Annotated in this window: 21 protein-coding genes and 1 other annotated feature; of the genes, 10 read left to right on the top strand and 11 right to left on the bottom strand. The window is 42.7% G+C overall.

The window, feature by feature from the left end; genetic code table 11:
• Window positions 1-14: 14 nt before the first annotated feature.
• The 5 genes from argS to P6709_RS13410 all read right to left on the bottom strand — a co-directional run bounded on the left by argS (window position 15) and on the right by P6709_RS13410 (window position 5,261).
• Complete coding sequence (argS, locus tag P6709_RS13430) at window positions 15-1,724, bottom strand: arginine--tRNA ligase (protein ID WP_442905327.1); 1,710 nt, start codon at window positions 1,722-1,724, stop codon at window positions 15-17.
• 43 nt (window positions 1,725-1,767) lie between these two features.
• Window positions 1,768-1,991, bottom strand: a binding site (T-box leader).
• A 109-nt stretch (window positions 1,992-2,100) separates the two neighbouring features.
• Window positions 2,101-2,919 carry a hypothetical protein gene (locus tag P6709_RS13425; protein WP_278241436.1) on the bottom strand — a complete coding sequence of 273 codons (819 nt, stop codon included), beginning with the start codon at window positions 2,917-2,919 and terminating at the stop codon, window positions 2,101-2,103.
• Between the two features lie 196 nt (window positions 2,920-3,115).
• The gene (locus P6709_RS13420) at window positions 3,116-3,508 is read right to left on the bottom strand and encodes a response regulator (RefSeq protein WP_278241435.1); all 393 of its coding nucleotides are present in this window, start codon (window positions 3,506-3,508) and stop codon (window positions 3,116-3,118) included.
• Between the two features lie 296 nt (window positions 3,509-3,804).
• A complete protein-coding gene (locus P6709_RS13415; RefSeq protein ID WP_278241434.1) occupies window positions 3,805-4,179 on the bottom strand; it encodes a VOC family protein in 375 nt (124 codons plus the stop codon).
• A 308-nt stretch (window positions 4,180-4,487) separates the two neighbouring features.
• Window positions 4,488-5,261, bottom strand: coding sequence for a helix-turn-helix transcriptional regulator (locus P6709_RS13410; RefSeq protein ID WP_278241433.1), 774 nt, complete (start codon window positions 5,259-5,261; stop codon window positions 4,488-4,490).
• 311 nt (window positions 5,262-5,572) lie between these two features.
• Here P6709_RS13410 and P6709_RS13405 point away from each other — a divergent pair, with 311 nt between their 5' ends.
• Window positions 5,573-6,916 (top strand): MFS transporter, encoded by a 1,344-nt coding sequence (locus P6709_RS13405; protein ID WP_278241432.1) that lies wholly within the window; start codon window positions 5,573-5,575, stop codon window positions 6,914-6,916.
• A gap of 489 nt (window positions 6,917-7,405) precedes the next feature.
• Here P6709_RS13405 and P6709_RS13400 read toward each other — a convergent pair whose 3' ends face one another.
• The 3 genes from P6709_RS13400 to P6709_RS13390 all read right to left on the bottom strand — a co-directional run bounded on the left by P6709_RS13400 (window position 7,406) and on the right by P6709_RS13390 (window position 9,125).
• Window positions 7,406-7,813: a GNAT family N-acetyltransferase gene (locus tag P6709_RS13400; protein ID WP_278241431.1), complete on the bottom strand. Its 408-nt coding sequence runs from the start codon at window positions 7,811-7,813 to the stop codon at window positions 7,406-7,408.
• Window positions 7,814-8,025: 212 nt separating this feature from the next.
• On the bottom strand, window positions 8,026-8,469 hold the full coding sequence (locus P6709_RS13395; RefSeq protein WP_278241430.1) for an NUDIX hydrolase: 444 nt from the start codon (window positions 8,467-8,469) through the stop codon (window positions 8,026-8,028).
• A 146-nt stretch (window positions 8,470-8,615) separates the two neighbouring features.
• Window positions 8,616-9,125: a DUF3916 domain-containing protein gene (locus P6709_RS13390; protein WP_278241429.1), complete on the bottom strand. Its 510-nt coding sequence runs from the start codon at window positions 9,123-9,125 to the stop codon at window positions 8,616-8,618.
• A 1,131-nt stretch (window positions 9,126-10,256) separates the two neighbouring features.
• Here P6709_RS13390 and argC point away from each other — a divergent pair.
• The 7 genes from argC to argF all read left to right on the top strand — a co-directional run bounded on the left by argC (window position 10,257) and on the right by argF (window position 19,600).
• Window positions 10,257-11,288 carry an N-acetyl-gamma-glutamyl-phosphate reductase gene (gene argC, locus P6709_RS13380; protein WP_278241428.1) on the top strand — a complete coding sequence of 344 codons (1,032 nt, stop codon included), beginning with the start codon at window positions 10,257-10,259 and terminating at the stop codon, window positions 11,286-11,288.
• Between the two features lie 16 nt (window positions 11,289-11,304).
• Window positions 11,305-12,531: a bifunctional ornithine acetyltransferase/N-acetylglutamate synthase gene (argJ, locus tag P6709_RS13375; protein ID WP_278241427.1), complete on the top strand. Its 1,227-nt coding sequence runs from the start codon at window positions 11,305-11,307 to the stop codon at window positions 12,529-12,531.
• Window positions 12,494-13,276, top strand: coding sequence for an acetylglutamate kinase (gene argB / locus P6709_RS13370; protein ID WP_278241426.1), 783 nt, complete (start codon window positions 12,494-12,496; stop codon window positions 13,274-13,276). The genes argJ and argB overlap by 38 nt, the downstream gene beginning before the upstream one ends.
• The gene (locus P6709_RS13365) at window positions 13,273-14,427 is read left to right on the top strand and encodes an acetylornithine transaminase (RefSeq protein WP_278241425.1); all 1,155 of its coding nucleotides are present in this window, start codon (window positions 13,273-13,275) and stop codon (window positions 14,425-14,427) included. Before argB ends, P6709_RS13365 begins: the two co-directional genes overlap by 4 nt.
• A 76-nt stretch (window positions 14,428-14,503) precedes the next feature.
• Entirely contained in the window at window positions 14,504-15,565 is a 1,062-nt protein-coding gene (locus tag P6709_RS13360) for a carbamoyl phosphate synthase small subunit (protein ID WP_278241424.1), read from the top strand.
• Window positions 15,558-18,653 (top strand): carbamoyl phosphate synthase large subunit, encoded by a 3,096-nt coding sequence (locus tag P6709_RS13355; RefSeq protein ID WP_278241423.1) that lies wholly within the window; start codon window positions 15,558-15,560, stop codon window positions 18,651-18,653. Before P6709_RS13360 ends, P6709_RS13355 begins: the two co-directional genes overlap by 8 nt.
• Window positions 18,650-19,600, top strand: coding sequence for an ornithine carbamoyltransferase (gene argF, locus P6709_RS13350; RefSeq protein WP_278241422.1), 951 nt, complete (start codon window positions 18,650-18,652; stop codon window positions 19,598-19,600). Before P6709_RS13355 ends, argF begins: the two co-directional genes overlap by 4 nt.
• 84 nt (window positions 19,601-19,684) lie before the next feature.
• Here the strand turns inward: argF and P6709_RS13345 are convergent, their stop codons facing one another.
• A complete protein-coding gene (locus P6709_RS13345) occupies window positions 19,685-20,437 on the bottom strand; it encodes an SDR family oxidoreductase (protein ID WP_278241421.1) in 753 nt (250 codons plus the stop codon).
• Between the two features lie 216 nt (window positions 20,438-20,653).
• On the opposite strand from P6709_RS13345, the gene P6709_RS13340 reads away from it, so the two are divergent.
• Both P6709_RS13340 and P6709_RS13335 read left to right on the top strand, forming a co-directional pair.
• Complete coding sequence (locus P6709_RS13340) at window positions 20,654-21,043, top strand: DUF2500 domain-containing protein (RefSeq protein WP_278241420.1); 390 nt, start codon at window positions 20,654-20,656, stop codon at window positions 21,041-21,043.
• Between the two features lie 62 nt (window positions 21,044-21,105).
• A complete protein-coding gene (locus P6709_RS13335; RefSeq protein ID WP_278241419.1) occupies window positions 21,106-21,582 on the top strand; it encodes a hypothetical protein in 477 nt (158 codons plus the stop codon).
• 93 nt (window positions 21,583-21,675) lie between these two features.
• Here P6709_RS13335 and P6709_RS13330 read toward each other — a convergent pair whose 3' ends face one another.
• Together P6709_RS13330 and P6709_RS13325 are read right to left on the bottom strand one after the other, a co-directional pair.
• Window positions 21,676-22,719 carry a general stress protein gene (locus tag P6709_RS13330; protein WP_278241418.1) on the bottom strand — a complete coding sequence of 348 codons (1,044 nt, stop codon included), beginning with the start codon at window positions 22,717-22,719 and terminating at the stop codon, window positions 21,676-21,678.
• Window positions 22,720-23,038: 319 nt separating this feature from the next.
• On the bottom strand, window positions 23,039-23,866 hold the full coding sequence (locus P6709_RS13325) for an aldo/keto reductase (RefSeq protein ID WP_278241417.1): 828 nt from the start codon (window positions 23,864-23,866) through the stop codon (window positions 23,039-23,041).
• Window positions 23,867-23,953 lie beyond the last annotated feature (87 nt).

The raw sequence follows: 23,953 nt of genomic DNA, 5'->3' as shown, positions 1-23,953 counted from the left end.
ACAGCTTTACCGTTCTACATTTCTTCCGGCGCCTTAATCCCCAGCAGACGAAGGCTTTCTTTCAGCACAATTGTAGTGGCCTTTAAAAGCAGCAGCCGCTGTCCTTTCACGTCTTTATCTTCTTCATTTAAAATATGAGTGTGTGCATAATACTGATTAAACAGCTGGGCAAGGTCAATGGCGTATTTTGCAATTTTTGAAGGATCCCATTCAGCAAATGCCTCCTGAATTACTTCGTCATACGCGCTGATCTTCATAACTATGGCACGCTCCGCCTCTCCAAATGCTGCAGGAGCAACTGTCTCAGATGTGGATGCTTCTTCTTCAGCCTCTGCTTTTCGAAGAATTGAACAGGCTCTTGCATGGGCATATTGCACATACGGCCCCGTTTCCCCCTCAAATCTAAGCATATCCTTCAGTTCAAAGTGAACATCATTTTGCCGGAACACTTTTAAATCGTGAAACATGACCGCACCGATTCCTACCGCGTGGGCTACCTGCTGTTTTTCCTTCAGGTTCGGATTTTTTTCTTTGATGGCTTCTTCAGCAAGAGCCATGGACTGCTCAAGAACTTCCTCAAGTAAAACAATCTTCCCTTTTCTCGTGGACATTTTTTTGCCGTCTTTTAACATCATTCCAAATGAAATATGAACTAAATCTTCAGCCCAGGCGATATTAAGCTTTTTCAGCACCGCTTTCAGCTGTTTAAAATGAAGCGACTGCTCATTTCCGACTACATACAGTGATTTTTCAAAGGAGTATTCTCTTTTACGATAAAAAGCAGCAGCCAGGTCTCTTGTGGCATATAAAGTGGCGCCATCTCTTTTTTGAATCAGGCATGGCGGCAGCCCTTCTTCATCCAGCCGTACGACTCTTGCCCCTTCAGACTCTTCCAGCAGTCCCTCGTCTTCGAGCACGGCAATTACGTCATCCATTTTATCATTGTAGAAGGCTTCTCCATTGTAAGAATCAAACGAGATATCCAGCTTTTTATATACTTCCGAAAAAGCTTCCAGAGAAACCTCACGAAACCACTGCCAGAGCGTTACTGCTTCTTTATCTCCATCCTCCAGCCGCTTAAACCATTCACGAGCTTCATCTTCCAAAGAAGGATTATTTTCGGCCTGTTCATGAAAATGCACATACAGCTTATGCAGCTCAGGGATTGGCGATTTTTTCACCTTTTCTTCGCTTCCCCAAATTTTATATGCCGTGATCAGCTTGCCAAACTGAGTTCCCCAGTCACCGATATGATTAATTCGAATCACGTTGTAGCCCAGTTTTTCTGTCACGTTGGCGAGCGCATTCCCAATTACAGTGGAACGCAGATGCCCCATGGAAAAAGGTTTGGCAATATTCGGAGATGACAGGTCCATGGTAATGGCTTTTCCTTTCCCAAGATCCTGACGTCCATAATCGGCTCCTTTACTGAGGACATCTTTTAACACCTTTGCAGAATAAAGGGGAAGATCGAGGTAGAAGTTTACGTACCCGCCAGCTGCCTCTGTACGCACGATCTCTTTTAACGTAAATGCCTGTGCTATTTCACCTGCTAAAAGATGAGGAGCTTTCCTGAATTCTTTAGCCAGCCGAAAGCAGGGAAAGGCATAATCCCCCATCGTCGAAAACTTTGGCTTCTCAATCCAGCTTTCTATTTCACCAAGAGAAAATTCAGTGCCTGATGCAATCTTTACTTGTTCAGCGATTTTCGATTTCATGGTCAATCCTCCTTTTATTCAACAAAAAAAGCACCCGTCTCCTGCATATGCAGGAGACGAATGCTGATCATCCGCGGTACCACTCCAATTGAACACTCACTCTCGAGTACTCCAACTTATGCTGTTAACGGACGCATGGATCCGGTTCTGCTTACTTTATTTCAGCAAAACATCTCACAGATGCGCTTCAGGATTCATGATTGCACCGGGCTCTCACCTTCCCCGGCTCGCTAAAGCACTGCATGCCCCTACTCTTCTGCTCATCGATCTCAACCTTATTGTTGACTAATTATACAAAGCCGCCCAAGAAAACTCAATAGCTTTCACTTTATATTTGAATATTTTTTACTTTACTATATTAAAGGGGCCTGGCCCCCTTCATTTAACCCGCCCCCTGCAATTTATAGCCCATCCAATGACAGACCAGAGCGGAGAGAAGAGTTTTTTCATCTTCTGTCAAAGATTCATTCACTTTCACGAGTTCATAGCCGGTACCGTTTTTAAATGGTTCTGAAAGCGCATAGTCAAAGTAGCCAAAACGGTAAGATGCGATAAAACGGCCTTCAGCATCTTTAAGAAGAAAATCCCCTGCAGATGTGGACATATTTACGCTCAGCCACACACTTCCATCCTTCCGTTTTAAAGTTCCATGAGTTTTTAAGCTGGACACAGCCCGGTGCTCTTCATAATATCCTGCCGTTTCACCTCTTCTATTATTTACTTCGAGGGTTACGCTGCCTTTTTCAGAAACCTTTTGAATACCTGCGACTGGCTGTCCGTGAGAATCAAAAATTCCTTTTGTAGAGGCAAAAAAACCTTCAACCCAGGCGATAAAAATGGTAATGCGCTTTAACCATGCAGGTACATTTACTGACTTGTAAACCCCTATGTATTCACCGTTTTTATTTAAAATTACGAGTTCTCCGCCACCTGCTCCTTCCCTCATAAAAATCCATTCCGATTCCTGCAGCATATCCTTTGATTCCGTTTTCTGAGCTTCTCTTCTTCGTTCATTATTTTTGTAAGAGGCAGAAAAATAAAAATACGGGGCAAGCGAAAGCAGCAGAATAGGTAAAGGAGCATGTAAAATCCAGGACGCCTCTGCAATAAAAGCAGCAGTAAAAAGAACTACTCCTGCTCCCAACCCGAGTAATAAAGACACTCTTACTTGTTTTTTAGTTATTCTATCTATGATCATCACCTCTTTTAACCTACTACTCATACTACGTTTAAGATGCTGAATGGTTTCTTATCTGTAATAATTAAAAGGGAATAAAATTTTTTTAACATCAGTTTGAAATATCCTTTACCCGTACGTTTAATATTTGTATAATGGTGGTACATAAGAAATATAAGAAAAACCTTCCATCACGGCCATGAGGGAAGGTTACATTGCATTACTTTTTATCTGTTTTCGGATAAGCGCTAGCCAACTGAGACCGTAACGCAGCTGTTAACGCTTCATTAGAAAAGGGTTTAACGGCTGCATTCTTCTTAGAATCTTTCTTCAAACCCGCAATTTCTAAATTCATTCGCGGCTCGTTTTCGTTTTCATCAAGATAAATGACGGGACATTGAGAATATTCCCTTATTTGCCGATACCAATAGTACCCATCAAAAAAAGGAAGATTGACATTTAAAAGCACTAAATCCGGTTTTTCTTCAATAAAATGCTCTAAAATCCGTTCAAAATCTGTCACAGCGATCGGCTCATATCCATTTACTTTTACTTGCTGAGTCAAATCCGTTCGAAGGTCAGCATTGTCTTCAACAATCATAATCTTTTGCATGAACATTCCTCCTTACCCAATCCTTACCCCCTTTGAGCTTCTTGAAAGGATCAGGAAACTCTATTCAATCTTTCCTCTATCAAACAAATAAAAGAGGCAGCAGCATGTATAACTCGCAAGACCTCATAAACATTCATTATTTATTTATTCAACCTCTACTTTTAAAAATCCTTCTAATTATAATTTTTTTTCATCATTATCCGTTCAGTATCTCATAATAAGATTTGAATGTACATAAATAGCAATCGTTACGTTATTCATAATCCACCTTCTTCATACATGAAACCACTTTTCTTTTACAATGCGTGATATTCAAGGAATTCAATCCGGTTTCCAAATGGGTCTTTTACAAATAACCGGTCCCTTCCGGCAATCGGCTCTTCTTCCTCAACGGTATAAGAAGCTTCTTCCAGATGGCTTCGCAAAGATTGCAGACCTGTCACTACGAGTGCAGGATGCGCTTTTTCAGGAGCTTTGAAGGGCTCCAATGATCCGATATGAATTTCCTGAGGACCGCATAGGAACCAGCATCCTCCATGGCTGCGCAAATTTTCCGGCTTAGGAATTTCCTCTAACCCAAGAACACCCGAATAAAAGCTTCTAGCTTTTTCTTCATGCCCTTTTGGCGCCTCTAGCTGTATATGGTCAATTCCACGAAAAGAAAAGCTCATTTAGACACCTCATTTTCATTTTAGTTCCAAATACTTTTCGATAAACAAAGCTGGGTGTTCTTTTACTTTATATGGAAATAACCCTTTAATTGTATGAATATACAGCAAGCCATAGCTTTGAAGGCTCGACTTATAGGAAACATCCAGGATTTCCGTTAAATAAATCTGTTTTTCATGATCACAAATCATATTTTTATATAAGATCAGCTCATGTGTGTGCTCCGTTATATGCTGCTCTTCCCACTCGATTTTTCTCGAAATGGTGATATAGCCGTGTGAGGCAATTTTATCGATGGAGGATCCCTCCTTTAAGATGATTCCTGATAGGATGCTTTTACTTCACGCTGCAGGGACAATCGGAATTGTTTTGGCGTCAGTCCCAATTGATCTTTAAACACTTTGGTAAAATAGCTTTGGTTGCAAAAAGAAAATTGATCAGATATTTGTGCTATTTCTTTATTGGAAAACTGAAGATAATATTTCGCCTCCACTACTTTGCGGTGGTTGCTGAATTGTTTAACCGTCATTCCCGCCTCCTGTTTAAAAAGCTTAGCCAGGTAGCTTGGACTTATCCCAATTTCTTTTGCCACTGCGTCCACTTCAATCGGCTCTTCAAGATGATGATTAATATATTCAGCTGCCTGACTGACAATTGGATGATTAAACAAAGGGTTTAATCGTTCACTAATCATATCAATAAAGCTTTCCACAAGCCAACGTCCGCCCTCCACCATTTCCTTTTCCGTATTCCAGGAATATATTAATTCAATGCTTGCTGAGCTGAAACAGAATATTTTAACGGGTGAGATGCCGAATTTTTGAAGTTCATTGGCAAATAATGCGACCTGTGTGAGGTAAAATCTTGGCAGCGCGGTCTCAATAGCTTCAGGTGCGCGCTTACGCAGGATTGCCTGCAGCTTTTTCATGGTTTTTTGAGCTTCAAGCGCATGACTTCGAGTGATATAATCCATCAATTCTTCCTGCAGCTGAAAAAACAATTGAATCCCTTCCTGATCCTGGGATTGTTCCATATCACGCATATAGTACTTAGCAAAGCGCTCCTCATATGTACTTTCTTTCATATTAGACCCTCCTCATAGGTCAGCAGCAACGATTCATAATTACGTATTATACTAATTTATTTGACATGTTTTGTAAACTTATTCCACTTATATGAAAGGGTTTTCTTTAAATAGAAGGTTCTGACTATGCGCCAATCAGCAGACAGTTTCAAAAAGGCTTGATATACTTAATGTTTAAGTCAAGTGGCTTTTTCCACATTGAATATGGTTGAATGGACGCATTACAGGTTTTTTCTTTCTCACCTTAGCGATCATCAACATCACATACAAATAGTTGCAACTGATACTATTTCAGAAAGGAGGTTTGCAGAATGCATACTTCACAGTCGGAATCCTCTGCTTATCCGAAGACGATATTCGTTCTCAGTATTGCGGTTTGGCTTACCGTTATGAATACCACTATGTTTAATGTAGCACTCCCGGATGTTTTGGACGAATTTTCCCTTGCTCCTTCACAGGGTGCATGGGTCGTTTCCGGCTATTCTATTGTACTGGCTATCTTCACAATTGCTTACACGAGACTGTCTGACTACATTCCGATTCGGAATCTATTAACAATCGGAATTATGATTTTTGGTTGTTCTTCCATTCTTGGGTTTTTTGCAAATACGTTTCCCTGGCTGCTGGCTGCAAGAGTCGGCCAAGCGGCCGGTGCTGCTGCAATACCAGGGCTCTCTATGGTGTTTGCAGGACGGTTTGTTCCAATTCACCGAAGAGGACGTGCTATGGCGATGATTGCCTCTGCTTCCTCCCTTGGCTTTGGGCTTGGCCCGGTTGTAGGAGGTACGATAACCGATTTTTTAAATTGGAATTATTTATTTATCGTAACGGTGTTTGTGATGGCCGTCATCCCGCTTTTATTTCTTTTACTTCCTAAACAGGAAACTAAAAAAGCGTCGTTTGATTTATTGGGAGGACTATTAACCGGAGGCGCTGTCACGTCCTTTTTACTGTTTGTCTCTACGTTTGAATTCCTGTTTCTTGGTTTATTTGCCCTGCTTGCTGTTATGCTTGCATGGAGAATCACACATACAGAAATTCCGTTTATTCAGCCGGAATTATTGGCGAACCGAAGCTACCGGTTAATTGTTTATTTAAGCTATATTGGCTTCACACTGCATTTTGCTTTACTGGTGCTAATGCCGCTGATGATCGGGCAGGTGTTTGATCTTTCGGCAACCAAGGTGGGGCTGATTATCTTCCCTGGGGCGATGCTGTCTGCTGTGGCGGCGATTTACGTAGGAAGACTGATTGACGAGTATGGAAATATACGCGTCATGCTGCTTTCTCAAATTCTGCTCATGATCTCTGCTCTTATCTTCACCTTCCTTTCTCCTCTCAGCGTCTATATGATAATGATTGGCTATATGTTTACAAGTTTTGGTTTTTCAAGTCTGTCGTCCAGCACAACAAATGAGATCTCGCGGATTCTGCCTAAAGAACAGGTGGCTACCGGCATTGGAATGAAGCAGCTCAGCCAATTTGTCGGAAGTGCTTCAGGAGCCGTCCTTGGGACCACTATTCTTGAATGGAGAAATGCCACCTATTCCGTTTCTTCTTTTCAGTGGGCTTATGCTTCTTTAATTATTTTAATGACTCTTTCTACTGTTCTGTTTTTCGTTTATCGGAAACGTGCGCAGTCACTTATTTCTTAACTGCCTGCATTAAGCAAAGCAAATGATGGTGGAAGAACGAATTTATAACTGTTGTAAAACATGACCGGTTCACTGCGCTTCAGTCGGACGTTTTCCGTAGCCAGTCGCCACCTTCCTCTTCGCTCACATCATACTAATATAGAATATACTTCCTTACTTTTTAAGTTAGGATTTGTTAAAGTTTAATGTTGTTTTATTATGATAAAAGAGCATGGGACAAAAGTGTCTCAAGCTCTACGATCGGTTCACTTCGCTTCAGGCGGACGCTTTCCGCAGGGACGGCGCTGAGCCCTCCTCAGGCTTTGCCTTGCGGGGTCTCAGCTTGCCGTCATGTCCTGCAGGAGTCGCCACCTTCCGCTCCGCTCACCTAATACTATTCATAAATATATCCTCTTTTTAAAACATTTTTGAGTTTTGCCCCAACCTCCTTTCGTTTTTATTAACGCCTTATTAAGCTAACGCTTACTGTTAGTCCAAGATTTCATCTTATCAGCACAGTAAAGGTTTGGTCATACAAACGTTATCCTTAAAGTCAAACTTTTTATAAAAATCATGTGCATCTGATGTCGCTAATGCAAATGCTGTAAATTTAATTTCTGGATGTTCAAATATACATTCCATTAACCATTGTCCCAGACCATTACCTCTATAATTATCATCAATTACAACATCTAAAACCCAAGAAAACACAGCCTTATCGGTCACAACTCTTGCGAATCCAATTTGTTTCCCACTATGGTACAAACCAAAAGCAAGCGAATTATTAATACTTTTTTCAATTATTTCTTTTGTTCTATTTGATGCCCAATATGTAGTAGAAAGTAGCTGAGTAACATCCTGTAAATTAATTAGTTCTACATTATCACTAATTTTAAAATCTTTTTTAAACCACTCCATCTATATTCCTCCAACACATACTTTATAGACTCTGTTTACTAATTTCTCTTTGATTGATAAAACCCCTTCGAGATGAACTAACCTGCCCTATTTATTTAATACGAAGTTCACCGAAAAAGGTGGTTAATCTTGCTGAATTAACGCACCCGTTTGTGTAAGATTACTAAAGCTTTTATCAACTGGTGTTGTTAAAGAATACACAGTCGATATTTTCATTTTATTCTCTCTTGTATAAGCCCTAATAAATTCTCAGGAACAAGTTGTAACCTACCATTTTGAAATTCTCTAACAGGTTTCCAATACAACTTGAATACTGTTCCATCGTCTTCTACACCATCAAAGGAACTAATCTTATATAATGATGTGTCAACAAATGTAGCATCATATACCATAACTACTTCGTGCCCAATCTCACCGTTGTATGTAAAAATATTTTCAAGCGTTCCTATATATTCTAGATTAGTTATGCTTGCCTCTATCTCTTCTTGAATCTCTCTTATCAATGCATCAGAGCTTAATTCCCCATATTCAATGCCTCCACCTATAGGACGATAATAGTATTCTTTGCTTACAGAGTCATATCTTTCCGCAACAAGAATGGAATCATTGTTACTAAATAAACAAATAACTAATGGTCTAATTACTCCTTTTTTCAATAAAAAACCTCCATTTTATCAACTTTTCATTTAAACAAAAATAGTACTTCTCCTTCTTTAAGAAACACGTTCGATTGTGGAAGATTAATTATATTTCTTTAATGTAGAAAAGTACCCGTTAGTTGAGGAAGAATGTTATATTAAACCTACTCTAATTCACCTATAAACCAACGATCTCTTTTATAAACTTCCCCATCTTCATCGATTATTTCTTCTTTAAACCCTAAGATCTCCATATCTTTGGGGATATTTATTCCCCAATCACTCTCAAAACTTCTTTCTTTGGACAGGGGAATCCATTTTTGAAATTCTTCATTTCTATTAAAGAACCCCTGAAAGTGAGAATCATCAGCAAACACTATAATTTGTGAATCAAACAATGCTTCGAAACTAATATAAACAACCACCCGACACTTATCAGGTGTATTTGGTTTGATTTCAATCAAATGTTTAGCCCGTTCTAATAAAGTTTCAATACAAAGTCTCTTAATTCCAAAAGGAGTCCTTTCGGAATCAATAAAACCTTGGGCAACTGGTAAATGAAGATGCCAATACCCATTATAAAAATCCAAAGGGAAATCAGAAGTTTCCTCCCAAATTCGTATTATCATATTTCTTGTTTTTCGCCTTAAACCCCTTACCTTCTTATTACGCATTTTTATCTCCTATCTATTTTTCATTCAATTTAACCTTTTTTTGTTTAATATATAGTTGCTTAGTATCCACTTTTCCTTGTAAAATAACCTGCCTGTAAGATGAATAAGAAATAAGATCATTTCTTAAACTTAAACACCTTAAAGTTTATCATATGTTTAAACAATTGGAGTTAAATCCCTTCTAATGTTATTAACTGTCACTTCGTTCAGTTGTGCTGTATGCTCTCAGCACCTTGAACCACGCAAGGTAATTATCAAGATACTTGGTTGCTACACCTTTGAAACAATTGGTAGTTTGTTTCAGTGTAAGAGCTAAACAATCAACCATCAAACCGGCTCTCTCCTGCCATGCGGAAAGTATCCATCTAAACCGAACATGGACCGGTCCCCCTCTCTCTAATATTAAGATTTATAAGAAAGTCATTTTACATTTATTAACATTTAAAAAGGATAGGTTCATTGCAGTGGAAGGCGGTGACTCCTACGTGATGCAGCGGGAAGGGTGAGACCATGCAGATGAAAGCATCAAAGGGGCTCACCTCCCGCCACGCGGAAAGCATCCGCCTGAAACGAAAATGAACAGGTCCCCCTTTTTTTAACAATTAAGCAATTGTGCTAAAACAATATCAATTTTATGAGAAAACCCTTTCTATTTTTTACCCTTATAACAAGAATAGGTTCATTGCAGTGGAAGGCGGTGACTCCTGCGTGATGCAGCGGGAAAGGTGAGACCTCGCAGATGCGGCAGCATCAAGGGGGCTCACCTCCCGCCACGCGGAAAGCATCCGTCTGAAACGGAAATGAACCGGTCCCCTCTTTTTTACAATTACATGACCGGTCTGAAACAATATCAGGTTTATGAGAAAGTCATTTTTATTTCTTAACATTTTAAAAAGGATAGGATCATTGCAGTGGAAGGCGGTGACTCCTGCGTGATGCAGCGGGAACGGTGAGACCATGCAGATGCGAAAGCATCAAAGGGGCTCACCTTCCGCCACACGGAAAGCATCCGCCTGAAACGGAAATGAACCGGTCTTGTTTTTTATAATTTTATATTTTTTATAAAAATACTGTTGCATTTATTTTTATACATACTATAATGTGTCTATCTTATTTTTTCGGGGTGATGTTTTGAAGGCAGGAATTATAGGCGCTACTGGATACGGCGGGCTTGAGCTCATTAGACTTTTACACGGGCATAAGGAAGTGGAATCCCTCGACCTGTTTACGTCGTCCGGGGAAGGAAAAATTTTTTCTCATAAATATGCACATTTAATGAATATGTATGATACCCCTCTTCATAGAATTGATCTTGACCATTTAGCATCACTTGATGTCGTCTTCACAAGCACACCAAGCGGAGTATCAAGCAAGCTTCTGCCCTCCCTCATTGGGAAAGGACCCAGATTAATTGATTTATCAGGAGATTTCAGACTGCCAGAAAAGGAGTATGAGCAGTGGTATAAAAAAGAAGCAGCCCCGGTTGATACGTTGAATCAAAGTGTATATGGATTAACAGAATGGAATCGGGCCCAGATTAAAGATGCTCCATTAGTCGCAAATCCAGGCTGTTACCCAACCGCCGTTCTTCTTGCTTTATTGCCTGCTGTAAAAAACGGACTGATTGACGCAAGCCATTTGATCATCGATGCAAAAAGCGGAGTATCCGGTGCAGGAAATAAACCTTCAGAACTTACACATTTCAGTGAAACAAATGAAAATCTATCAATCTATAAGGTCAATCAGCATCAGCATATACCAGAAATTGAACAAGGGCTTGAATTATTCTCTTTCAAACAGCCGCCCATCACATTCAGCACCCATCTTGTTCCAATGACTCGCGGGATTTTATCCGCCGCTTACGCCCCGCTTGCTGATGGAGCAACTGAAAAACAGCTGATTGATTGCTATAAAGAAACGTACCACCAGGAACCTTTTGTACGATTTTCCGAAAATGGCGACAAGCTCGGCACTAATCAGGTATATGGCTCAAATTATTGCGATATTCAGCTTTTCACAGATCCCAGAACAAACCGGGTAACGATCGTCTCTGTTATTGACAATCTGGTAAAAGGGGCAGCAGGACAGGCGATTCAAAATATGAACCTTCAATTCGGGTTTCCCGAAGAAACCAGTTTAGATGTAGTGCCATTATTTATTTAGCTTAAGGAGGACTAAGATGACAACTGTTTATCCATCGATCAAGCGCATCTCAGGCAATAATATCGCTTCTCCCCTTGGTTACCGCGCCGCAGGTCTCCATTGTGGCATCAAGCATAAAAAAAACGATCTTGCTCTTCTGGTAAGTGATGTTCCGGCAAATGCAGCAGGAGTTTATACGACAAATGCGGTGCAGGCGGCTCCTCTGCTTGTCACCAAAGAAGCCATCGATCAGTCGGGCATGATGCAGGCCATAATCGTCAACTCAGGAAATGCTAATGCCTGCACCGGCAAACAGGGCTTTTTGGATGCGAGAACCATGCAGGGGTTGACTGCAGACAAATTAGGAATATCCCCTCATCTTGTAGGAGTAGCTTCTACCGGGGTAATTGGGGAAAAAATGCCCATGGACTGCATTCATTCAGGGATTCCGCGCTTAGAGCCGGCTTCAGGATTAAAAGGCTCTATTGACTTTTCGCAATCCATACTAACGACGGATACCGTTTCTAAAAACACAGCGTACCGGGTTGAAATTGACGGCAAGATCATTACGATTGCAGGAACTGCTAAGGGTTCAGGGATGATTCACCCAAATATGGCGACAATGCTCGGCTTCGTTACCACCGATGCAGCAATTGAATCCAAGCATCTTCATCAGGCGCTTACGTCTGTTGTCGATCGCACCTTTAACTCGATAACCGTAGATGGAGATACATCCACAAACGACATGGTCATTGTGATGGCCAACGGACTTGCTCAAAATGATTCACTATCCCCTTCTCACCCTGACTGGGCCGTGTTTGTCCAAACTCTTCTTTGTGTTTGTGAGGATCTTGGGAAAATGATTGCAAAGGATGGAGAAGGCGCGACGAAACTAATTGAAGTGGAAGTCAACGGTGCTGTATCGGATGCTGAAGCGCGTGCAATTGCCAAAACGGTCGTCGGCTCTCCTTTAGTTAAAACAGCCATTTTCGGCTGTGATGCAAATTGGGGTCGGATTCTTGCAGCTGTCGGGTACAGCGGTGCCACACTTGATCCAAATGCAATCCGCATTCAAATAGGCCCTGCTGCGGTAGTGGAAGACGGCGAACCTGTTGCTTTTTCGGAGGAAGAGCTGATCGAATACTTAAAACAGCCTGAGATAAAGTTAAAAGTAGATGTCCATCAGGGAGACGGACATGGACTTGCCTGGGGGTGTGATTTAACGTATGACTACGTTCAAATCAATGCAAGCTATCGAACTTAAGCCTGTCACAGTCATTAAGCTCGGAGGCAGCCTGCTGGAAAACCTGACTTCATCATTTTACAGAGAAATTGCACGAAAGACGCAAAGCGGTCAGCGTGTAGTGATTGTTCACGGTGGAGGACCCGCCATCAATAGACAGCTTGCGGACAGAAAGCTTACTTCAGAAGTTAAAAATGGGCTGCGTGTCACTTCTCCTGAAGCAATGGAGGTCGTTCAGAGCACTCTTATCGGACTGGTTAATCCTTCTCTTGTACACTCATTATCGTCAGCCGGCATACGGGCAGCCGGTCTTAATGGCTTTGATGATCAAATGCTGACTTGCTCCTACCTGGATCAAGAAGTATATGGCTGCGTTGGAGAAATTCAGACCGTCAAAACAGAGCTGATTCAAACCTTGCTGCAGGGCGGCTTTGTTCCTGTCGTGTCCTGTATTGGCAAAACGAAGGACGGGGCGGCATTGAATGTTAATGCAGATACGGTGGCTTCCAAAATAGCTCTAGCCCTGCACGCTGAGTCATTGCTTTTGGTAACAGACACAGACGGCATCAAGCTCAGTGGAAAAACGCAAAATGATCTGACGCCTGAAGCGATTCAAAAAGCAATTTCTTCCGGTGAGATTTATGGCGGAATGATTCCAAAAGTCCATGCAGCATTTGATTGTCTCGAAGCTGGAGTTCCTGCTGTACATATTGTCGGTGAATCACTGCAAGGCACACAAATTTCCCAGGAGGTGAAAATCCCATGACTTCCCTATTTAATAATTATGCAAGACGCCCGCTGTCCATTTTAAAAGGACAGGGCACAGTTGTCGAGGACGATGCCGGCAATTCCTATCTTGATTTCACGAGCGGTATTGCGGTAACAAACCTTGGTCATTCCCACCCGGCTATTATTGATGTTCTCCAGCGTCAAAGTGAGAAACTATGGCATATTTCCAATTTATTTGAAAGTCCTGAGCAGGAAAAACTGGCCGCTGCACTCGTATCGGACTCTCCCCTGTCGCATGTGTTTTTTTGCAACAGCGGCGCTGAAGCTAATGAAGCAGCAATTAAGCTTGCCAGAAAGCACACGGGGAAAAATACCGTTATCACATGCGAGCAATCCTTTCACGGGCGTACCTTTGGAGCCATGTCTGCAACGGGACAGGAAAAAATAAAGCAAGGGTTCGGCCCCCTTCTTGAATCATTCCGGCACGTTCCCTTTAACCAAACCGAAGCGCTTGAAGAAGCTGTGGATGAAAACGTGGCAGCGATCATGATTGAGGTCATACAGGGTGAAGGCGGCGTTCATGTTTTAGATAAAGGATTCGCAGAGAAGATTCAATCCATTTGCAGCGACAAGGACCTATTGCTGATCATTGATGAAGTTCAAACGGGAATCAGCCGCACCGGAAGCCGTTATGCGTTTGAGCAATTTGGGCTGCAGCCTGATATCGTCACACTTGCAAAAGGGCTTGGCAATGGCTTTCCTATCGGTGCAATGCTTGGTTCTGTCCAGCTTTTTGACTCATTTGGCCCAGGCACACACGGTACGACATTTGGCGGCAATGCACTTGCTGTCAGTGTAGCGCAAAAAGTCACTGAGTTAGCATTTGATCCTTCCTTTATCCAGGAGGTTAATGAAAAAGGAAGCTACCTGCAGGATCTGCTGTTTCCTCTTTTAAAGAGCGGCTCAGTAAAGGAAATCAGAGGAAGAGGCCTTCTTCTGGGCATCGAAATGACGGACGAAGCTTCCCCTATTGTTCAGCAGGCCGAGAAAGCAGGATTGCTGCTTGTTCCGGCAGGATCTCACGTGATCCGTTTGCTCCCGCCATTGACTGTATCTAAAGAAGAGCTTGCAGAAGCGGCAGCCATTTTAAAAAAACTTATTTTATCAAAGGTTTCAATGGACTCCTGAATAAGGAGTACTTTTTTACTCACAAATGAATATTATTACATTTTAACTTATATTTATACAAAGGAGGCAAAACCTCATGAAAGGTAATTTATCTTTATCAAATGGACAGTCTTTTTCAGGTTCCTGGAAAGGATCCCTAAAGGATGTGCAAGGAGAAATCGTTTTTTATACAGGAATGACCGGATACGAAGAAGTCCTTACCGACCCTTCCTACCACGGACAGATCATCGTCTTTTCTTATCCGCTGATGGGGCAGTATGGCATCCAAACGGCTCATCTTGAATCTACAAAAATTCAGGTGGCAGGGATTGTCACTGCTGAAGTGTATGACGGAGAGCTTGAAAAAGGGATATCCCTGGCTGACTTTGCTTTTCAACAAGGCGTGCCTCTTATGACAGGCGTAGACACGCGCTCACTTATTCAGGTAATCCGTGAAGACGGTACGATGCAAGCCGTCATGAGCCTAGAAGGCAAACCACTTCCAGCATGGGAGCCAATCAAAACGTTCCTGGTGCCCAGTGTGACAGCCTCCTCGATCGAAACGGTTGGAAACGGTTCTCTGCATATTGGACTCATTGACTTTGGATACAAAAAATCGATCCTGCAGGCACTCCTGGACCGGGGCTGCAAGGTAACGATTTTTCCTTATACAACTTCAACAGCCGACCTTGATTCTTACGGAATCGATGCGCTTTTATTTTCCAACGGTCCCGGCGACCCCTTTTCTCTTGAAAGCTTTGCTCCCGTATACAGGGATTGGGCTGAGCGCTACCCATCCCTTGGCATCTGTCTTGGCCATCAGCTTCTAGCCCTGGCCTTTGGAGCAGAAACCACGAAGCTGCCGTTTGGTCATCGCGGTGCGAACCATCCGGTCAGAAATGCAAAGACAGGCAGAGTCAGCATGAGCTCTCAAAACCACAGCTATGTTGTGGAGCTCACTGATCTGCCAAAAACGTTAGGCATTCTGTATCAAAACGTAAATGATTTAAGCATAGAAGGTCTTTACCATCACCAGCTGCCGATCATGACGGTTCAATTTCATCCCGAGGCTTCTCCGGGACCAGCTGAACACCACGAAGTTTTTGAGACGTTTTTCAGCTTGATTCAAACAGAAAAGAAGGTGTCATTAAATGCCTAAGCAAGATTCAATAAAAAAAGTACTCGTAATTGGATCCGGTGCGATTGTCATCGGTCAGGCAGCTGAATTTGATTATTCCGGAACACAGGCCTGTACAGCGCTGAGGGAGGAAGGCATTCACGTTGTACTAGTCAATAATAATCCAGCGACCATTATGACAGACAACACAACTGCTGACAAAGTCTACTTTGAACCCCTGACAGCGGACAGTCTTGCTTCCATCATTGAAAAGGAACGTCCTGACGGGCTGCTTGCAACAGTCGGCGGCCAGACGGGACTAAACCTTGCGATGGAATTGACCGACCAAGGCATCCTCTCCAAATATAACGTGCGGCTGCTGGGAACCGAAATCGAGTCCATCAAACAAGCGGAAGACCGGGATGCGTTTCGTTCTCTTATGAACAAATTGCAGGAGCCAGTACCTGAAAGTGACATTATTTATACCGTGGATCAGGCGCTTCATTTCGCAAGCTCTGTCGGCTATCCTGTTATCGTTCGACCTGCTTATACACTCGGAGGATTTGGCGGCGGCATTGCTGAAACAAAAGAAGCACTTATGGATCTTGTGACGCAGGGGTTAAGCGCCAGTCCGATCAAACAATGTCTCGTTGAAAAAAGCATTGCCGGCTATAAGGAAGTGGAGTACGAAGTCATGCGGGATGCATCCGGCACCTGCATAACGATCTGCAATATGGAGAATCTCGATCCTGTGGGGATTCATACAGGCGACTCTATTGTCGTGGCGCCAAGCCAGACACTGCATGATAAAGAGTATCATATGCTGCGTACGGCATCGATCAAAATTATAGAAGCGCTCGGCATCGTTGGCGGATGCAATATCCAGTTCGCTCTTCATCCAAAAACGTCTGAGTATTTTTTAATTGAGGTGAATCCGCGAGTAAGCCGTTCATCTGCATTAGCTTCAAAGGCAACAGGCTATCCGATTGCCCGTCTCGCAGCGAAACTCGCGATTGGCTATAACCTTTTTGAACTGAAAAATCCGGTTACCGGAACGACCTTTGCCAGCTTTGAACCTGCACTCGATTATGTCACAGTCAAGATTCCGCGCTGGCCCTTTGATCAGTTTCCTCAGGCAAACCGTACGCTTGGCACACAAATGAAAGCGACTGGTGAAGTCATGGCTATTGAACGGAATATGGAGGCTGCGTTCCAAAAAGCCATCCGGTCACTTGATATCAAGCTTGATGGATTTTTAATGCCTTCACTTGCCCTCTGCAGTAATGAAGAGCTGGAGCATTTGCTTGTAGCGGCTGATGACAGACGGCTGTTTGTTTTATTTGAGCTTTTCTCTCGCGGCGCTTCCCTAAAAGAGCTGCATGTAAAAACAGGTATTAGCCCTTATTTTTTATCAGTGCTTAAGAAACTCGTAACGATCAAGCAGGAATTAAAGGAATTCACCTGGACTGAAATAACCAAAGACCGTCTTCAATGGGCAAAAAAACATGGCTTCAGCGATCAGGACTTGTCCGCATTATGGCGTGTTCCCGCTTCCCTCATTCGCAGTCAGCGAAAAAAATGGGGACTCATTCCTTCCTATCGGATGGTAGACACATGTGCGGCTGAATTTGAAGCTAAAACCAATTATTTTTATTCCACCTGGAACGGCACCTCTGATGCACGCAGCAGTAAAGAAAAGAAAGTAGCTGTGATCGGTTCAGGTCCCATCCGCATTGGTCAAGGCATTGAATTTGACTATTGCTGCGTTCATAGTGTGATGGCTCTGCAAAAACTGGGCTATGAAGCGGTGATGATTAATAATAACCCTGAAACTGTCAGCACAGATTATGAGGTTGCAGACGCTCTATATTTTGAACCACTGACAACTGAAGATATTCTGAACGTGCTTGACTTTGAAGGCATTGACCAGGTCATTGTTCAGTTTGGCGGCCAGACTTCCATTAACGTAGCAGCCTCCCTAGAAGAAGCAGGAATCACGATTTTAGGCTCAAGTTCTGACGTTCTTGATCAAATGGAGGACCGCGACCGTTTTTATTCTTTTCTTGAGTCGATTCAACTACCTGTTATTCCCGGCTATACGGCCAATCAGCCAGCTGAAATCTGGCAGGCAGTCGCCACAATCGGTTTTCCGCTTCTGCTCAGACCGTCTTATGTAATTGGAGGAAGCGGCATGATAAAGCTGCAAAATGAACAGGAGCTCGACGACTATCTTGCTTCCGCTGTAATTGAGTATCCGGTTTTAGTTGACCGGTTTATTGAGGGAAAAGAAGTGGAAGCAGACATTTTGTCAGATGGCAAAAATGCGTGGATATCAGCAGTATTTGAACATATTGAAGGAACAGGGGTTCATTCCGGGGACAGCATTTCCATCACCCCTCCCCTGAACCTGCCAGCCAAAATGCTTGATCATGTATGCCAGGTTTCTAGGCATATTGCGAAAAAACTCGATTTTAAAGGACTTTTCAACGTACAATTCGTTTGCCAAAAAGACAGCTTATATGTAATTGAAATTAACCCGAGAGCATCCCGGACGGCACCGATCAGCAGCAAGGTAACAGACGTACCCCTTGTTCAGCATGCTACAGCACTTATGCTCGGCAAAACGTTTGATGAGCTGAATATACTGGCTGGTTTTAACGGACAGCGTACATTCACAGTGAAAGCACCCGTTTTTTCACACGTGAAGCTGCCGAATCTTTCACCAGCGCTTTCCCCGGTTATGACGTCAACGGGTGAAGTCATTGCCTCTCATTCTGATCCTGCCATTGCTCTTCACCAGGCGCTGGTTGGTGCAAGCCAGCAGCTCGCTGATCTATGGACAAAAGATGGCAGTGTGTTTGTTGAAGCTTCCTCCTTGCCGCATATTGATGAAAAAGCATGGAAAGCGCACGGATTTACCGTTTACTCGTCTCACACTCTACCATTTGATAAATGGATGGAACAAAAAAATAAAAAAGCGTATATCAATCTTTATCCGGATGGCGAGGCTGCTCATGCTAAAAAAGCTGCCATTCACCGCCTTCATGCGTGGACCCGCCTTGAAACCGTTGAAGCATTTCTCGGAACACTCGGCCAACCCACCCTCACCCAGAAAGGAGTGCTGACATGAATTACTCAACCCGTCCTATGATCCCTTCGATTGCACATAAAGGCCTGCAATCGTTAAAAGATTATACAGTAAATGAAATACTGGACCTGCTTTACTTAGCAGTCGAATTAAAAAAACCGGAAAATAAATATCTGCCCCTGCTGAAAGGAAAGGTGCTGGGAATGATTTTTGAAAAATCGTCAACCAGAACCCGCGTGTCATTTGAAGCAGGAATGCTTCAGCTTGGCGGGCATGCCATGTACCTGAGCACACGGGATATTCAGATGGGCAGAGGCGAAACAGTTGCCGATACAGCACGTGTTTTATCGGGATATCTGGACGGCATTATGATTCGAACATTTCATCAATCGACGGTAGAGGAACTGGCGCAAGCAAGCTCGGTGCCAGTGATTAACGGTTTGACAGACGATTATCATCCCTGTCAGATTCTCGCTGACCTGCTGACGATCTATGAGCGCTTTGGAACATTTAAAGGAAAAAAACTGACCTATATAGGGGATGGCAATAACGTGGCTCATTCCTTGATGATTGGTGCAGCCAAAACAGGCATGGACTGCACCATCGCTGCTCCTGCTGATTATTTTCCAAAGCCCGAAATGGTGGAACTAGCTCAATCCTTAGCAGCGGTCAGCGGAGCAAAAATAGAAATTACAGAAAATCCCGCGGAAGCCGTAAAAGGAAGCGATATCCTTTATACCGATGTATGGGCAAGTATGGGACAGGAAAAAGAAGCCTTAGCACGCATGCAGCATTTTGCTCCTTATCAAGTGAATGAGGAACTGGCAGCCCACGCTAATCCAGACTATATTTTTATGCACTGCCTGCCGGCTCACCGTGAAGAAGAAGTCTCAACCTCCATTCTCGAAGGGCCTCATTCAGTTGTTTTTCAACAAGCAGAAAATCGGCTCCACGCTCAAAAAGCCCTTCTTGCTGCTTTAATGAAATAATACTTAGGAAAAGGTGAAAGAGGAAGGGAAAACCCCCTTCCTCTTTCACCTTTTTTCTGCATTACACCCTCACACTTCACGCTACTAGACGCCAAACGTGTTTCCGCCATTGACCGAAATCGATTGCCCTGTAATAAATTTCGACTCAGAAGACGCCAGGAACACAACCGCATTGGCGATATCTTCTCCCTCTCCTGTTTTTCGTAAAGGAACGGATGCTGCGTAGCCGCTTGGATCAATTCCTTCATGTCTTTCCACTGGAATAAACCCTGGATTGAGTAAATTTACCGCGATGCCATAAGGTCCGAGCTCGCTTGCCCAGGATCGGGTCATGCCAAGCTGGGCCGATTTGGCTGTGACATAGCTTGAAAAATTGGGATTGCCCAGTTGAATCACTTCACTGCCGATCAAAATGATTCTTCCTTCATTTTTCTTTTTCATCTCAGGAAGAACCGCTTTGGCAAGCAGCAGCGGCGCTTTCACAAAGAAATCAAGCTGATCTAAATAATCCTGCCAGGTGCTTTCTTCGATTGACAGCTCCGGCTGAGGACCCGTTGCATTATTCACCAGAATGTCGATACTGCCGCCAGCTATTTCTTCTGCCTCCTGAACCAGGCGGTCTACTGCTTCTTCATTTGTAATATCCCCCTGAAGCACGAAGGCAGTTCCCCCTTTTTCCTGGATCCGTACAGCCGTCTGTTCAGCCGCTGATCGATTATTAGCATAATTCACAATGACAGCTGCGCCTGCTAAAGCCAGTGCTTCACTTATGTATTTACCCAGTCCTCTCGATCCCCCTGTAACAAGTGCAACCTTTCCATTCAAACGATTTGTCATGTTCTCTTTCTCCCCTTTGTTTTCCTTCACTAAGTCAAAATCTGAAATGTAGTCAAACATTCTCACCTTGATCGGTTTTTCAATTTTCAGTTTTTTACATCGTACCATAGATCCTGATCCAATGTTCAATTTAATGGATTATTTGCTGTTCAACTCTTAAGGTTCATTGCTAAGTTTTGTATACTGGACACAGGATCAAAAACAGGAGGTCAAGTGATGAATACCATGCTTCAATTTTCTTCTTCTCCATCAAATTTCATGCTTACAGGGGTACCGATCTTTATCGCCATCGTCTTTATTATTGTGTTTGGGATTATTATTTTTACAGCGTTTAAAGGAATCTCCGTCTGGTCAAGTAATAATCGTGCGCCACATGAACAAGAAGAAGCTCTTGTTCTTTCAAAAAGAACTGAAAATCGCTCAATCGGGGGCAATCAGCATCCGCGTACGACTACCTATTATTACATTACATTTGAGTTTATAAACGGTACGAGAAAAGAGTTTCAGGTTAAAGGGAATGAATTCGGACTGTTAGCAGAAGGAGATAAAGGGACTCTCGATTATCAGGGTACGCGTTTTAATGATTTTGTCAGAGAATCTTCTTAACAATTGGGGATAACAAGATATGATACAATAGAATGTAGAAAAAATTATTTATCGGAGGCATTATGCTTACATTTGAAGAAAAAATAGCTATATTTGAATCTTATCCTGAACTGACTCGAAATAACGTATCTCTTGGCCGCGTAAATTTTCTTTATGAGGAAAGCAAAAGAGAAAAATCCATTGTCGGCTATCATCTCCACCCAAACGGGAACGGCTTTATTTTTGGCGGTTTCATTAAGGGGTATAAGAAAAACGAAAAAGGCATGATTAATATACGAGAATTTCCTGAAGAAGATATTCGACTGGTGATTGAAAAATCGATACAGTCCCTTTCTCAGGATCCTCATGAAGAATTGGCTGATTTTGAGCCTGCTGTCGAAGAAAAATGGATGAACCGGAATCTTCAAACGCTGATGTTAACAAAGGAGGGAGATATGTGGAGTGTGTATGCAGGTGAAAATCTGGATGGCATCTTCCCTTCTTACAATGAAGCGGCCTCTTATTTAGAAGAAGAGGGTTTCACAAAGAAAATGTATTGATCGTTAATCAAAGAAAGACCGTCTTCCTGAATGAACTCCAGGAAGACGGTCTTCGTTTTTTGCAGCTGAAGTTTGTCTCAGCCTTTTTCCTTTTTATAAGCGGTCTTTCCCTCTGAATACGCGTTCTTCTTCAAATAAACGGCGGTCGTCCACTGAGTTTTCCCGGCTGCCTTTTGTTAGCAAAGGATCCGATTTATCACGGTCATGGTCGCCATTTTTATCTTTCGAGCTGACATCGTGGTTGTGCTGGTTACGTTCATCCGCTTCAGCATCCTCCACATTCTGTCCGCCCCATAGACGGTTTTCATCATCTTCGTACTTCTCAACATCTCTGTTATCTACTTCTACATTGCCTACGTTCACAGTGTCTTCACGTTTGTTTGAATGCGTACCTGAAGTCCCTGTTGAGCGGTCTTCCCATTCACCGTTATCGACTGATTCATTTTGAGCTGTAAGCCCTTCTTGATCCGGTCGAATATCGTTTCTTGGTGTTCCTGCATCGACTGTATCCGGCGATTTTTCGTTGTACATAGGATTGCTGCCGTTATCACTGCCGCTTGTCGCGCTGCCGTATTTTTCCTTATCTCTGCTTGAAGGCTCAAAATTTTTACCATTGTCGCTGCCGGATTCGGTATGAGTGGACTCATTTGTAAAATTCGTTCCTCTCGTTGTACGATCCTGCTCAAGTCCTGTTGGCGGCGCGATGTTGTCATCCACGTAGTTGGAATTATCTGATCCTGTACTCTGGATGCCCTCGCGTTCGTCCGGGTGGGCATAAGCTGTAGATGAAGACGATGCTGACGATGAACCTTCGTAATGCTTGTCTGCATAAAGCAGGATTGAGCCGTTATTAACATCATCGTAGTAACGCTCAGCATCTTCACGTTCCATTCCCATTCTATTAAATGCTTCTCTTACAGGGGAATCTCCTGTAACAAACGCTTTAAATTTATCCATCCAGTTGCCCTCTGATGATTCAAGATCAACATCTGTACGGCCTCTTACTAAAGACAATTCATCCTTATGTCTTGCCATTACATACATATCTTCTTCTGAATAACCCTGCACTTTCAGTTCATCAATTTTGTCCAATACTTCCTGTTCTGATCTGAATGTTTCAACATAGTTTGCAGACATTTTAAATTCCTCCTAGTCATATTAAAACTTTGTTGCATTTGTTTCAGCATCTATAAGTGGTTGTTATGACATTTGTTGCTTTCGTGCTATAGCATACTTGTGTTTTACCCGTCTATCTTTTTTTAAAACAGTTTGCAGCATGCCGAAGACTTAAATCCTTCTAATGAACTACTCTTGCACTTTTATAAAAAAAAGCCATGCTAAAATTATTATAGGTATATAAGATAATTTGGGAGGATTCAATATTTGATTACGAGCTTCTTTTGTGAATGGAACTAAAAAAACCCCAATGAGTTGATACTCATCAGGGTTTCATCTATTATTCTTTATCCATGTCATTTGGGTGAGGACCTTTTCGTTCGTTGCGGTCCAGATTATTGATCGACTTCATTTCATCTTCCGTTAATTCAAAGTCAAATACATCGAAGTTTGATTCAATCCGCGATGGCGTCACAGATTTTGGAATCACAATTGAGTTGCTTTGAATGTGCCAGCGGATGACTACCTGAGCCGGCTCTTTGCCATATTTCTCTGCAATATTACGGATTGTATCATCTTCTAATACAGCTCCACCCTGCATGATCGGGCTCCATGACTCTAAATAGATTTCGTTTTTCGCACAAAACTCTTTCAGTTCATGCTGACCAAGATACGGATGGCACTCCACCTGATTTACTGCAGGTTTAACTGTGCATTCATCAAGCAGGCGCTGAAGATGGTCAATTTCAAAGTTACAAACACCGATCGCTTTAACTTTTCCATCCTCATACAGCTTTTCCATCGCTTTGTATGTATCTACATAGCGGTCTTTTCCAGGCATCGGCCAGTGGATCAAATATAAGTCAACGTAATCAAGACCAAGCTTTTCTAAGCTCTCATCCAATGCTTTAATCGTTGTGTCATAGCCCTGGTCTGCATTCCAAACCTTGGTTGTAATGAAAAGATCTTCACGTGCAACACCAGACGCCTTAATGCCTTCGCCAACGCCAACTTCGTTTTTGTAAATGGCTGCTGTATCAATTGAACGATACCCTACTTCAATTGCCTTTTGCACAGCATTCGCAGCTTCCTTGCCATCTTCCACCTGCCAAACACCAAGTCCAATCTGAGGCATTTTAACACCATTATTAAGCGTAATTGTATTCACAGTAAAACTCCTTTCGGTAATCGAAATAATTTCACTATTAGTATAATAGAGTCTTTGAAGAGAATCTATTATTATGACTTACTCCAT

The organism is Jeotgalibacillus sp. ET6, from assembly GCF_029667115.1.
Taxonomy (GTDB): Bacteria; Bacillota; Bacilli; order Bacillales; family Jeotgalibacillaceae; genus Jeotgalibacillus.
The sequence above is the reverse complement of the archived record's forward strand: the minus strand, read 5'-3'. Positions and strand labels throughout refer to the sequence as shown.